This window comes from Leucobacter sp. USHLN154 (assembly GCF_037145595.1).
Lineage (GTDB): Bacteria > Actinomycetota > Actinomycetes > Actinomycetales > Microbacteriaceae > Leucobacter > Leucobacter alluvii.
On the sequence record NZ_JBBCXF010000001.1, the window covers coordinates 268,600 to 281,773 of the forward strand.

Consider the following 13,174-nt stretch of genomic DNA (forward strand, 5'->3'; position numbering starts at 1 on the left):
GAATACGCAGGATCGCCTCGAGTTCGGGGCACTGTTCGTCATGCGCGAAACTCCCGAGGAGCAACATGAGTACACCCGACACCACGACCCAAACCGGAACGCCTGTCGCGAGCGACGAGCACTCGCTCGCCGCAGGGCGAGACGGCGCGATCGCTCTGCATGATCGCTACCTCGTCGAGAAGCTCGCGCAGTTCAACCGGGAGCGCATTCCGGAGCGCATCGTGCATGCGAAGGGAGGCGGCGCGTTCGGCGAGTTCGTCGTCACCGGCGACGTCTCGGCCTACACGCGTGCCGCGCTGTTCCAGCCCGGCGCCCGCACGGAGACCGTGCAGCGCTTCTCCTCGGTCGCGGGTGAGCAGGGATCGCCGGATACGTGGCGCGACGTTCGCGGCTTCTCGGTGAAGTTCTACACGTCGGAGGGCAATTACGACATCGTCGGGAACAACACTCCGGTGTTCTTCATCCGCGACGGCATCAAGTTCCCCGATTTCATCCACTCGCAGAAGCGCCTGCCCGGCTCGGGCCTGCGCGACGCCGATATGCAGTGGGACTTCTGGACGCTCTCGCCGGAGTCGGCTCATCAGGTCACCTACCTCATGGGCGACCGCGGTCTGCCTCGCTCCTGGCGCCACATGCCGGGCTTCGGCTCGCACACCTACCAGTGGATCAACGCGGCCGGCGAGCGCTTCTGGGTCAAGTACCACTTCGAGGCGCTGCAGGGCAATGTCGAGATGTCGAGCGAGGAGGCCGAGGCGATCGCCGGCGCAGATGCCGACTACTACCGCAGGGACCTGTTCGACGCGATCGAGCGCGGCGAGTTCCCGTCCTGGAAGGTGTCGGTCCAGGTGATGCCGTACGAGGAAGCGAAGACGTACCGGTTCAACCCGTTCGATCTCACCAAGGTGTGGCCGCACGCGGACTACCCGTTGATCGAGGTCGGCGTGCACACGCTCAACCGCAACCCGGAGAACTTCTTCGCCCAGATCGAGCAGGCCGCATTCTCACCGGCGAACACGGTGCCCGGCATCGACATCAGCCCCGATCGCATGCTGCAGGCTCGTGTCTTCTCGTACCCCGACGCGCAGCGGTACCGCGTCGGCACGAACTACAACCAGATCCCGGTGAACGCCCCGATCGCCCCGGTGGCCAACTACTCGCAGGATGGCGCGCAGCGCCACGGCTTCAACTCGCCGAGCACGCCGGTCTACGCCCCCAACTCGAAGGGCGGACCGCGTGCAGATGCGGCTGCTGCTGGCGTCGGATCATGGGAATCTGACGGCGAGCTCGTGCGCACGGCGGCGACGCTGCACGCGCAGGACGACGATTTCGGCCAGGCCGGCACGCTGTACCGCGAGGTGTTCGACGCTGCAGCTCGAGCGCGCTTCCTCGAAACCATCACCGGTGCGGTCGGCGGTGTGCAGAGCCCCGAGATTCGGGAGCGGGCGATCGGGTACTGGAGCCAGGTCGACGCCGAGCTCGGTGCTGCCCTGCGTCGCAATCTGGAGGCTGGAGTCGAGGCGGTAGCGGCGACGGTCGACGCCTGATTCTGCGACGGTGACGCGCTGGCGCTCGCAGTCAGCGCGCCTCACGGGCCGGCGAGAGGACTCCTCTCGCCGGCCTTCGTCGTCCTCCCTCCTTGCGCAACGAGGGAGCATTCCCAGTACTTCCCGCACGGCTTCAGTACTGCATCGGCTGAGCCGGCTACCTATCGACCGGTTGCTTCGTGCGTGAAACATTCCGCCTGACGCTGGAACTCAGCGCTATTGCGCGAGCGCCCGTCTTCGGAATCATAGGCTTCAATTTCGCCTAGGGAACGTAGGGGGAGTCATGCACGCCAGCCGCACGAGACATGCACGGATTACATCGCGATCGTTCCGCTGGCTCGCCCCCGTCCTCGGCATGCACTCGAATGCCAACCTCGATGTTCTCCCTCACGCCGGAGACCGCTCGCGTGTTACCGTTGGCCTCGGACGGTGTGGTCGATGAGGAGAGGGGATCTCCCGGTGAAAGGTCGAGATCGCAGCCTCGCGAAGCCGCAGAGCCTGGTTGAGAACGGCTTGAGCGTGGACATCGTCGGCAGCAGGGGGAGTGGGCGCACGGCGTTCATGGAGGCCCTCGCGACGAAACTCGAACACGCCGGATGGGCGGTGCACCGCATTCGCGGGGTCGCCTCGCTCAAGTCGAACCCGTTTGCGGCGATCGCGCTGTCCGGCATCGCCGAGTTGTCGCCGACGCGACGCATCGACGCGGTCATCGAAGACGTCGGGCGCCAGCTGACCGAGCAGGTCGCGAACGCGCGAAGCGCCTACTTCTTGGACGACTGGGACGATCTCGACGAGGTCTCGTGGGGCGTGATCGAATACGTCCGGCGCACGACCGGGGGCCCATCGTGATCTCGCGCCTGCAGGGCCTCCGTGCCCGGCACACCTCGAGCGGGCTTCCGGCTTCGACGCTGTCGCCGACGTACGTCATCGACATGCTCCCACTGAGATTCGAAGATCTCGACGCAGTCATGAGCGAATACCTCGGTGCCGACATCGAACCCGGGACCTCGAGACGTCTCTACACGAAGACCGGCGGCAACGTCGGGCTCGCGCTTTCCCTGGTCGACGTGACCGTGCGCGAGAACCGCTTGGTGCGGATCGATGGTCGGCTCTGGACCGCGACCGGTGAGCTGTGGAGCCCAGCGCTCCGCGCCGTCATGGAGATGCACCTGGAGAGCCTCGACGCGACATCCCGGGATGCTCTGGAGACCATCGCGATGGTGGGTCTTGCCGACGTCGAGACGGTGCGCACGCTCGTGGACTGGTCGACGCTCGAGGTGCTCGAGGAACGGGCGATGATCGCCTTCGCGCAGGGGACGCGGAACAACTACGTCTCCGTCGTGCCGCCGCTGTTCACCAGCTACTTCAGGCACGATCCGCTGTCAGCGCGACGCATCCGGCTGACGGAGAAGATTCTCTCGACTCTTGGAAGTGCGTCGCTCAATTTCGAGCTCGAGCGCACCTGGAACGACCTGGACGGCGCCGGCGAGAAACAGGACGCCCTTTTCGCCGGAATGCTGCGCGAATCACTCAAGACCCGGCAGCTCGTAGCAGGGTACGAGTGGGAGAAGAACGCAGACGTTCACACCGCGAACGCATACGTCGACATCCTGACGCAGGCCGGAATGGCCGCCTCAGAGCCGAGCATCGCGCGAGTGTTCGCCGAGACCGACGAGAGAAGCGGCGATATCGCGGCCAGGGCCGAGTACTGTTCCCGCCGGGCCGATTGGCTCGCCTACAGCCGTGGTCAGATCGATGAGGCCCTCGCGTACCTGGACGTGAACTCCCGCGAACTCGCCAGCTACGGCAGGATGCTCGACGCGAAGCGGATCAGCATCCTCGCCGATTTCCGTTCCGTCCCCGAAGGCTTCGAGATCGTACTCGAAGTCACCGATGACCTGCCGGTGCCAGTGCAGACCGCGCTCCTCGAAACGCAGCTCCGCGTCCTGATCATCGCCGGTCGACTGTCAGACGGGAATCGGGTGTACGACGAACTTCGCCGCCTCGATCCGCAGGGTGAACGCGCCGCGGCTCGCTCGGCGCAGGGCATCAGCCTGCTCGCGCAGGGGGCCTACGAAGCCGGAAGTCGAGACCTCAACAACGGGCTCGACGAGGCGCGGGGAAACCTCGACGTGCACTCGTTCCGCACCTTCGCCGGTGCCGTCGCGTTCTCGCATCTGCACAGCGGTGATCTGCGGGCGCATGGAGAGCTCCTGGACGTCGCGCTCTCGACGGGTGACCTCGCTCCGCTGCCGCCGGGAAGCCGCGCCACCGTTCTCATCTCGGCCTGCATTCTCGCGGCGGCGCGCGGCCAGGTGGCGCTCTGCACGAAGTACGCCGATCTCTTGCGGTCGGGGCATACCGAAGATCTTGCGCTGCCGATGCAGAGCGCGGCCTGGGCCGAAGCGCAGGTCAAGATACTCGACGGCGACGCCGAGAGCGCGGCCAATGTGCTGTGGGAAGCGTCGACAGCGCTGCGCGATCGCGGGGCGGTCTTCGCTGCGCAGATCGGCATGCTCGCCTCGCTGGAGATGAAGATGGACGCCGATCGCCTCGCAGAGGCGCTGCACCTGCTCCATCAGCACCCCGAGGCGGTGGTGCTCGCAGCGCAGGGGCGGTATCTCGAGGCAGGCTTGCAGGGCGACGCCGATGCCATGCTCGAAGCCGCACGCGCTCTCGAGCGGTACCGCCGAACCGGCATGGCGCTGGCCGCCTACGGCCGGGCCGCTGAACTGTTCGCCGACGAGCAGCGGCTCGAGCGTCGCGACGAAGCCTTGGGAGACGAACGGAAGCTCCGCGCTCGGTTCAGTGGCCGGGTCTTCAACACCACTCGGTTCGGGGGCATGGGCATGGCCCTCTCGAAGCGGGAGAAAGAAGTCGCGACGCTCGCGGTGAACGGCCTCAGCAACCACGAGATCGCGTCGCGACTGGTGGTCAGCGTCCGCACCGTGGACAGCCACATGTATCGAATCATGCGCAAACTGGGCGTGACGAGCCGAGACTCGCTCGAGGCGAAACTCGGTGCCAGCGCACTCCTGAACTGACGGGTCCCACCGACGCGGCACCGCCGCTCCGTGAACGCCTACCGATGCTCGCGCAGGTTCCCCGGGTACTGGTTCCCCTCCGCTTCCGCTTCCGCGAGCGAGCCATCCTCCTTGGTCACGAGGAGACCCGTGGTGGCATTGGCGGATTCACCGAGGCGCAGGAGCCAGTCCGTGTTGATTTCGGGAACTCGACTTCCCAAGAACTTGAACGTGATGGAGACGTCCGGCGAGAGCCAGATCGAACTCCGCCCGTCCCCGGCGTTCGCGCTGTCCTTCCACGACATGAGGAAAGACTCTTCGCGCATGAGTTTCTGCACGATGACGATCTGCAGGTGGGAGAGGAGTCGATCCTCGAAGTGGGTCGTGAGTCCGTCGTAGCGTATCGATCCCATACCAGCTCCTGACTTCACCTCAGGTAGCGGAGGAAGGTCCCCTGACAAGAAATGCCCAAGTCGTCTCAGTCAAACGCAGGCGGACATTTTCCAGCACCCCTTGACAACCCAGGGGAGGGCGCGATCGCTGCGTGCTGCGCGCGCATCAGGAGCGGGGTGTCGAAGAGGCCGCAACGCGACCATCATGAGTTCGAAGTGCGCCGAGGGCCGCCCAACTGAACGGCCCCAGAAGCCGCACTCGCTCAGTCAGCGTCGCACGAGCGGGGACCGCATCGTCGTTGCCCGAGCCGAATGAGAGCATTCTGCATGACAACCCCCGACACGGACGATACGCAGGCACGCCAGGCGGATGCTGTCGAAGGACTCGACGAATGCGGAGCCCACCGCTCCGGATACTGCAAAGCAGGCCCGCGCTCCGGGTTGTGCCGGCACGGGCGTCTCATGAGAGCACCGGCGAGCGAGTATTGCAGTGCAGCACATGCTCGCAGGACCACCCACCCCCCCTAGCGACTGGGAGCATGCAGCTGCCGAGGTGTCCTGCACCTCGCTGGAGGATTGGCCGCTCGAGAACCTCGGTTCACGCCCCTACGCGAAGACGCGGCCAATCCTCCACTCATTTCAGAGGTTCGCACCTCTCGCCGCCCGCCTGGCCCGCAGAGCTCGGGAAACCGCCTATCCTCGGTAGGAAGAGATCGGCGCTTCACCCCGCGCCGGATCGAGGCCGGCGCGGTACCCCCGCGCATCGCGAAGGTAGAAGAGAGAGCTGGATCCATGAGCGACCTTGCAGTGTTCGATCAGTACGAGTCCGAGGTGCGCGGGTACATTCGTTCATTCCCCGTCGTCTTCGAACGCGCGCAGGGTTCGGTGCTCACCGCAGAAGACGGCCGCGAGTACCTCGACTTCTTCAGCGGTGCCGGCGTCGTCAACTACGGGCACAACAATCCGGCGTTCACGCGTGCGCTGGTCGAGTACCTGCAGAGCGGTGGGATCATCCACGGCCTCGATATGGCGACATCCGCCAAACGCGACTTCATCGAAGCGTTCCAGCGTCTGGTGCTCGCACCGCGCGGCCTCGACTACAAGATCCAGTTCACCGGCCCGACGGGGGCGAACGCGGTGGAATCAGCGCTGAAGCTCGCGCGCCAGGCGACCGGGCGACAGAATGTGGTGGCCTTCACCAACGGCTTCCACGGCCTCAGCCTCGGTGCGCTCGCCGCAACCGGGAACGAGAAGTACCGTGCAGCGGGCGGTGTCTCGCTCGGAGACGTTGCACGACTGCCGTACGACGGGTACCTGGGCGACGGCATCGACACCCTCGACCTGCTCGAGCGCATGCTCGACGATCCGGGTTCGGGTCTCGACCTCCCCGCTGCGGTGATCGTCGAGACCATTCAGGGGGAGGGCGGCATCAACGTCGCACGTGCCGAGTGGTTGCAGCGTCTCCGCGCGATCACCGAGGAGCGCAGCATTCTGCTCATCGTCGACGACATCCAGTCGGGCGTGGGGCGCAGCGGTGCGTTCTTCAGCTTCGAGCAGGCGGGCATCGTTCCCGACCTCGTCACCGTGTCGAAGTCGATCTCAGCGTCGGGCCTGCCGATGGCGATCCTGCTAATGCGGCCGGAGATCGACGTGTGGAAGCCGGGCGCCCACACCGGCACGTTCCGCGGGAACAATCTCGCCTTCGTCTCTGCACGCGTTGCTCTGGAAACGTACTGGGCCGACACCGCCTTCACCGATGCGATCGCCGAGCGCGAGACGCAACTGCGCGCAGCGTTGGAACGCCTCGCCGAGGAATTCCCGTCCGCCGGGTTCACCGTGCGCGGCCGCGGGCTGATGTACGGGCTCGCGTCGCCGTCTCGACCTCAGCTCGCCGGTGCCGTCTCCCAGGAGGCGTTCGCTCGGGGCGTGGTCATCGAGACGTCCGGTGCCCGAGACGAGGTGCTCAAGTTCCTGCCGGCGCTCACCATCACCGCGGAGGAGCTCGACCGCGGTATCGCCCGGGTGCGCGAAGCGCTCGCCGCGGCCCTCGCGGTCTGAAGCGGGACGAGCACTGGACTCGCTCCAGGCGCGGGCCGTCGGGGCGCATAACGGAGAGCACGATTCGATCACAAGGGCTTGTACACCTCCACCCCTGGAGGACTAGGGTTTAAGCACGGCGCCGCCTTCGGCGCGAGCACCGAGGGGGCCACGTGATCGAGTTCGAACGGGTTTCGAAGGTGTTCCCAGGCGGTGCGACCGCTGTCCACGAGTTCTCGTGCACCGTCCCGTCGCATCGCGCGGTGGTGCTGGTCGGTTCCTCCGGATCGGGCAAGACCACGCTCATGCGCATGGTCAACCGGATGGTCGAACCGACCTCCGGCCGGGTGCTCATCGACGGTGAAGACGTGCGCGATCGCAACGCCGTCGATCTGCGGCGCTCCATCGGGTACGTACTGCAGCAGGGCGGCCTGCTACCGCATCGCACCGTCGCCGACAACGTCGCGACGGTCCCCGTGCTCACCGGGACCTCGCGCCGCGAAGCGCGTCGGGCTGCGGGTGCGCTCCTCGAACGAGTCGGGCTGGATCCGGCGCTTGCCGAGCGATACCCGGCGCAGCTCTCCGGAGGCCAGCAGCAGCGCGTCGGCGTCGCCCGCGCACTGGCCTCCGATCCGAATATCCTGCTCATGGACGAGCCGTTCGGGGCTGTCGACCCGATCGTGCGTCGCGAGCTGCAGCAAGAACTGCTGAGACTGCAGGCCGAGCTGGGCAAGACCATCCTCTTCGTCACGCATGATGTGGACGAAGCGTTCTTGCTCGGAGACGAGGTCGTCGTGCTCGAAGCCGGCGGCCGGATCGCGCAGCGCGGCACCCCCGCCGAGATTCTCGGCAGCCCGGCGAACGACTTCGTGCGCGATTTCGTGGGCGCTGACCGCGGCGAGCGTCGCCTGCACATCGTCGAGGACGGCGGCCAGCGCCTCGCCGTCGACGCGACCGGTCGTCCCGTCGGAGTGCTCGAACCGTGAACTGGCCGATTGCGAACTGGGAGTTCGTGCTCGAACTCGCCGTCAAGCACCTCCTGCTGAGTGTTCCGGCGATCCTCATCAGCGTGATCATCGCGGTGCCGATCGGGCGCCTGGCGTTCCGCAAGCCACGGCTCGGCGGCCCGTTGCTCTCGGTCGCCTCCCTCGCGTACGCCATTCCCGCGCTTCCCCTGCTCATCATCATCCCGGCGGTCATCGGCACTTCGCTGCGCTCGTGGCAGACGATGGTCGCCGCTCTGAGCGTGTACGGCGTCGCCCTGCTCGTGCGCACGGCATGCGACGCATTCGCCTCGGTCGACGGCCAGCTCCGCGACGCTGCGCTGGCGATCGGGTTCGCGCCTCGCGGGCTGTTCTGGCGGGTCGATCTGCCGCTCGCGGTACCCGTGCTGATCTCAGGCATCCGCGTGGTGTCGGTGTCGACGATCAGTCTCGTCACGCTCGGTGCGCTCATCGGGGTGCAGAGCCTGGGCACCCTGCTGACCGACGGGTTTCAGCGCGGCATCTTCGCCGAGATCTGGACGGGCGTCATCGCGACCGTGCTGCTCGCGCTGCTGCTCGACGTCGTGGTGCTCGCGATCGGTCGGGCCTTGACGCCGTGGACCCGCCGGGTATCGCAGCGCTCGGCTGATCGGCACCGTCCGGCTGCCGCGGCAGAGACGGGGGAGCGCGCGTGAACCTCTTCGCCGACGCAATCGCCTGGCTGACCGACCCCGCGAACTGGAGCGGAAACGGGGGCATCCCCGCGCGACTGCTGCAGCACCTCGCCCTCGCCCTCGGAGCGCTCCTGCTCGCGAGTATCATCGCGCTCCCGCTCGGCGCCGTCATCGGGCACACCCGTCGCGGGGCCGGCGCCGTCGGCGCACTCGCGGGCGCCGCGCGCGCGCTGCCGACGCTCGGCGTGCTCACCCTGTTCGGACTCGCGCTCGGGATCGGCATCACCGCGCCCGTGCTCGCGCTGATCGTGCTCGCAATCCCGTCCCTGCTGGCCGGGGCGTACGCGGGAGTGAGCGCGATCGAGCCATCGATCCCGTCAGCCGCGAAAGCCGTGGGGTTCAGCCCGGTGCAGGTGCTGCTGCGGGTCGAGCTCCCGCTCGCGCTGCCGGTGATGATCGGCGGCGTGCGCGCCGCGACCCTGCAGGTGGTGTCGACGGCGACGCTCGCCGCGTACACCTCCGACGTCGGCCTCGGCCGGTATCTGTTCTCCGGGCTGAAGTCGCGGGACTACGGGCTCATGCTCGCCGGTGCGCTCCTCGTCATCGCGTTGACGCTCCTGCTCGAGATTCTGCTGGCGCTGTTCCAACGCATGGCGAGTCGCCGGATCGCACGCGTGCCCGAAGCCACGGGCTGACCCGCCCACGACTCCCCACCCCACCGAACGCACTCCCGACCGAGAGGAACCGACCATGCAACGTCGACCCGCACTGCGCTCCGCCCGATGGGGCGCCGCCTTCGCCGCAGGAGCCATCGCGCTCACCGCGGCACTCACCGGCTGCTCGAGCAGCGACCCGCTCTCCGAGGACGGGGGTGCAGGCGACACCGCTTCCGCCGAGGGCGGCACGATCGTCGTCGGCTCGCAGGACTACTACTCCAACGAGATCATCGCAGAGATCTACGCACAGGCGCTCGAAGCCGACGGGTTTGACGTCGATCGCCAGTTCCGCATCGGGCAGCGCGAGGTCTACCTGCCCGAGATCGAGAGCGGTAAGATCGACCTGTTCCCCGAGTACAGCGGAAACCTGCTCCAGTACTTCGAGGCCGACGCGCCGGAGCGCGTATCGGACGAGGTCTACGACGCGCTGGTGGAAGCCATGCCAGAGGGTCTGCGCGTGCTCGAGCAGTCTCCCGCCACGGATCAGGACACGTACGTCGTGACCCGCGAGTTCGCAGAGAAGTGGGATCTCGAGACGGTCGAGGACCTGGGGAACGTCACCGACCCGCTGACGTTCGGCTCCAACTCGGAGGCCGAGACGCGGCCGTACGGTCCGGCCGGGCTCGCCGAGACCTACGGCATCGAAGGCGTGCAGTTCACGCCGATCGAGGACAGCGGTGGGCCGCTGACGGTGAAGGCCCTCAAGGACGGCGCGATCCAGTTCGCGAACATCTACTCCGCGGATCCGTCGCTCGCCGCGAACGACCTCGTCACCCTCGAAGACACGAAGGGCATCTTCCTCGCCTCGCATGTCGTGCCGATCGCGAGCGAGAAGATCGATGATCAGGCCGAGAGCGTGATCAACGAGGTCGACGCGGCGCTGAGCCCGGAGGACCTCGTCGAGCTCAACGGGCAGAGCGTGAACGATGAGCGTTCGGCTGCCGACATCGCGAAGGAATGGCTCGACGGCCAGTCCTTCTAAGGTCGATGCTCCGGCGCGGGGCGGCGGCACGGGGCTCACCGGGTCAGCCGTAGGATCTCGGTATGGAGAATTCTGCGGCTGACCTGGCGATCATCGGCTCCGGTTCGGGCAACTCCCTCATCACGCCGTTCTGGGACTCGCGCCGCGTGGTCATCGCAGAAGCGGGCGTCTTCGGCGGGACCTGCCTGAACGTCGGCTGCATCCCGACGAAGATGTTCGTGCGGCCCGCCGCCCTCGCCCGGGTGCCGGAGGAGGCTGCCCGTCTGGGGGTCGTGCAACGCACGGAGTCCGTCGACTGGCCCGGCATGCGGGACCGGATCTTCGGTCGCATCGACGCGATCTCCGCTGCCGGAGAGCGCTATCGTCGCGACGACCTCGACCATGTCGAGCTGATTTCCCAGCAGGTGCGGCTCACGGGCACGCACAGCTTCGAGAGCTCCGATGGTGCACGCGTCGACGCCGCGCAGTTGGTCATCGCGGCGGGGTCCCGCGCCGTCCTGCCGGAGATCCCCGGCATCGATCTGCCGCACGTGCACACCTCGGACACGGTGATGCGGCTGGCGGAGCTGCCGAAACGCGTGCTCGTGATCGGCGGCGGATACATCGGCGCCGAGTTCGCGAACGTGTTCTCGGCGTTCGGCTCCGAGGTCGTGCAGGTGCACCGCGGTGCCCAGCTGCTCAAGCGGGCGGATGCGGATATCGCCTCGCGTTTCACCGCGGAAGCGGCGCGGCAGTGGGATCTGAGGCTCGATCGAGATGTCACCGCGATCCGTCATGCCGATGACGGCGGTGTGATCGCGGACCTCGCTCCGAGCGGCTCGCCTGCACTCCACGCAGAGCCCGGCAGTGCAGAGCGCGTCGCTGCCGACATCGTGCTCGTCGCCACGGGCCGCAGGCCGAATTCCGACCGTGTCGGAGCGGCCGAGGCCGGCCTCGATCTGCACCCCGATGGCCGCATCGCCGTCGACTCCTTCCAGCGCGTGCTCTCCGGCGGCAAGCCGGTGCGTGGGCTTTACGCGCTCGGCGACATCAGCTCGGCTGCTCAGCTCAAGCATGTCGCGAATCACGAGGCGCGCGTGGTGGCGCACAATCTCGAGCACCCGGACGATCTCCGCGAGTCGCGGCGAGACGCCGTTCCGTCCGCAGTCTTCACCGACCCGGAGGTTGCGCAGGTCGGGCTCACGGAGGCGGAGGCCGTCACCGCTCTCGGAGCGGAGCACGTCACCTCGTATCTGCAGGCGTACGGCGACACGGCCTATGGTTGGGCGCTCGAGGACAGCTCTGGCGTGTTCAAGGTGATCGCCGACCGCAGGGACGGGCGCATTCTCGGAGCCCACGTGATGGGGTACCAGGCGTCCAACCTGATCCAGGTGATGATCTCGGCGATGAGCTTCGGCATCGATGCGCACACCGCGGCGCGAGGCCAGTACTGGATTCATCCGGCGCTCATGGAGGTCGCCGAGAATGCGCTCCTCGGACTCGACATCGCGACGCCCTCCAGCGCGCGGTGATCAGTTGCTGCGGAGCCAGAGGGCTCAGGGCGAGCGGGGTGCCGTATCGCCGATCAGCTTCGGAAAGATGACGTCGGTGTTGAGCGGAGCCATGTCGGATCGCCGATCCCGTGGATCGACCCACTCGAGCGCCTCGATCTCGGCGTGAGGTCTCGCTGAGCCTGCTGGGGCTACGAAGGGGTGCTCGAACACCGTCGCCTCGACGACGTGCCCCGGTTCGTTCGCCGCACGTGCTCGGAACACGCCGATCAGACGCAGGGCATCGCGCTCGAGCGAGACACCGAGTTCCTCACCGAACTCCCGCACAGCTGTGTCGATCGCGAGTTCGCCCGGCTCGTGCTTGCCTCCCGGGAGCATGAGCGAGGCGGTGCCGCGCTTGCGCACGTTGAGCACGCGGCCGTCGGCGTCGCGCATGACGACGGCGCTCACCCGGATCGTGCGGGCCTCCGCGCCGTTCACGGGACGTACCCCGGAGCGCTCGGGAGACCGAAGAACTCTTCGAGCGTGGTGACACCGCTCTCGCGCATCTCTGCGGCGAGTTCGGTGCCGACGTACCGGAAGTGCCAGGGCTCCGGCATGAACCCCGTGACGTCTTGCTTGCCATCGGGATAGCGCACGATGAACCCGTGCTCGGCGGCGTGCTCGGCGAGCCAGACGCCGGCCGGCGTATCACCGAAGCATCCGGCGAGGTAGCACTCCCCGTGATCGTCGAAGTCGACGACCAGACCGGTCTGATGCTCGGAATGCCCGGGGCGTGCGGAATAGGTATCCGCTGCATCCGCCCCGTCGCGCGACACGTATCCGTCGTAGAGCGCGACCTGCGTGGCGTAGTCCCGGTACGCGCTGATGATGCGCACGTCGATGCCGGCCGAGGCGGCCGCGGCGACGAGAGACTCCACGGCGCGCGCGGCCGGTTCGCGCAAGGGCTGGGCGAACTCGTTCTCCACCCCCGCAGGCATCACGAGATCGTCGGGCGCGAAATCGATCGGCTGGAGCGGGCGCGTCTTGTTCGTGACGACCCAGATCGAGGCGGGGTCATCGAGCGAGTGCGCGCTCGCATCGAACTCGGATGCGGCGGATTCGGGCGCACCCGATCCGTCGGCACTCGGCTCCCGGGACGCCGTCGGGGCCGGGGAATCACCAGTATCCGTCTGCGGCGACCTCTCCGGCTCGGGTGCGCAACCCGCGAGTGCGATCGCTGCCGCTGAGATGGAGAGCACCGCGAGGACCGTGCTGAACTGTCTCGGGGCCATGCGTTCATGCTACCGGGGCGGGTGCCGCCGACTGCCGCGGCGCATAGCCTTGACTCGTT

General features: G+C 67.3%; 12 protein-coding genes. 9 read left to right on the top strand and 3 right to left on the bottom strand.

The window, feature by feature from the left end; all coding sequences use genetic code 11:
* The first annotated feature begins 65 nt into the window (after nucleotides 1–65).
* From WFH23_RS01205 to WFH23_RS01215, 3 genes are all read left to right on the top strand, one after another.
* Nucleotides 66–1,544, top strand: a complete 1,479-nt coding sequence (locus tag WFH23_RS01205) for a catalase (RefSeq protein WP_336661342.1) — start codon at nucleotides 66–68, stop codon at nucleotides 1,542–1,544.
* 459 nt (nucleotides 1,545–2,003) lie between these two features.
* Nucleotides 2,004–2,393, top strand: a complete 390-nt coding sequence (locus tag WFH23_RS01210) for a hypothetical protein (RefSeq protein WP_336661343.1) — start codon at nucleotides 2,004–2,006, stop codon at nucleotides 2,391–2,393.
* Nucleotides 2,390–4,588, top strand: a complete 2,199-nt coding sequence (locus WFH23_RS01215; RefSeq protein WP_336661344.1) for a LuxR C-terminal-related transcriptional regulator — start codon at nucleotides 2,390–2,392, stop codon at nucleotides 4,586–4,588. Before WFH23_RS01210 ends, WFH23_RS01215 begins: the two co-directional genes overlap by 4 nt.
* A gap of 38 nt (nucleotides 4,589–4,626) precedes the next feature.
* Here the strand turns inward: WFH23_RS01215 and WFH23_RS01220 are convergent, their stop codons facing one another.
* Entirely contained in the window at nucleotides 4,627–4,980 is a 354-nt protein-coding gene (locus WFH23_RS01220; RefSeq protein WP_090147053.1) for a DUF7882 family protein, read from the bottom strand.
* A gap of 771 nt (nucleotides 4,981–5,751) precedes the next feature.
* Here WFH23_RS01220 and ectB point away from each other — a divergent pair.
* The 6 genes from ectB (at nucleotide 5,752) to WFH23_RS01250 (ending at nucleotide 11,862) form a co-directional block, all read left to right on the top strand.
* Nucleotides 5,752–7,017 carry a diaminobutyrate--2-oxoglutarate transaminase gene (ectB, locus tag WFH23_RS01225; RefSeq protein ID WP_336661345.1) on the top strand — a complete coding sequence of 422 codons (1,266 nt, stop codon included), beginning with the start codon at nucleotides 5,752–5,754 and terminating at the stop codon, nucleotides 7,015–7,017.
* Between the two features lie 152 nt (nucleotides 7,018–7,169).
* The gene (locus WFH23_RS01230; protein WP_090147058.1) at nucleotides 7,170–7,982 is read left to right on the top strand and encodes an ATP-binding cassette domain-containing protein; all 813 of its coding nucleotides are present in this window, start codon (nucleotides 7,170–7,172) and stop codon (nucleotides 7,980–7,982) included.
* Nucleotides 7,979–8,674, top strand: coding sequence for an ABC transporter permease (locus tag WFH23_RS01235; RefSeq protein WP_336661346.1), 696 nt, complete (start codon nucleotides 7,979–7,981; stop codon nucleotides 8,672–8,674). Before WFH23_RS01230 ends, WFH23_RS01235 begins: the two co-directional genes overlap by 4 nt.
* Nucleotides 8,671–9,348 carry an ABC transporter permease subunit gene (locus tag WFH23_RS01240; protein WP_090147062.1) on the top strand — a complete coding sequence of 226 codons (678 nt, stop codon included), beginning with the start codon at nucleotides 8,671–8,673 and terminating at the stop codon, nucleotides 9,346–9,348. The genes WFH23_RS01235 and WFH23_RS01240 overlap by 4 nt, the downstream gene beginning before the upstream one ends.
* 55 nt (nucleotides 9,349–9,403) lie before the next feature.
* Nucleotides 9,404–10,351 (top strand): ABC transporter substrate-binding protein, encoded by a 948-nt coding sequence (locus tag WFH23_RS01245; RefSeq protein WP_090147064.1) that lies wholly within the window; start codon nucleotides 9,404–9,406, stop codon nucleotides 10,349–10,351.
* A gap of 62 nt (nucleotides 10,352–10,413) precedes the next feature.
* A complete protein-coding gene (locus WFH23_RS01250; protein ID WP_336661347.1) occupies nucleotides 10,414–11,862 on the top strand; it encodes a mycothione reductase in 1,449 nt (482 codons plus the stop codon).
* 24 nt (nucleotides 11,863–11,886) lie between these two features.
* On the opposite strand, the gene WFH23_RS01255 is transcribed toward WFH23_RS01250, so the two are convergent.
* Complete coding sequence (locus WFH23_RS01255) at nucleotides 11,887–12,321, bottom strand: NUDIX domain-containing protein (protein WP_090147068.1); 435 nt, start codon at nucleotides 12,319–12,321, stop codon at nucleotides 11,887–11,889.
* A complete protein-coding gene (locus WFH23_RS01260) occupies nucleotides 12,318–13,115 on the bottom strand; it encodes a M15 family metallopeptidase (protein ID WP_336661348.1) in 798 nt (265 codons plus the stop codon). The genes WFH23_RS01255 and WFH23_RS01260 overlap by 4 nt, the downstream gene beginning before the upstream one ends.
* Nucleotides 13,116–13,174: the final 59 nt, after the last annotated feature.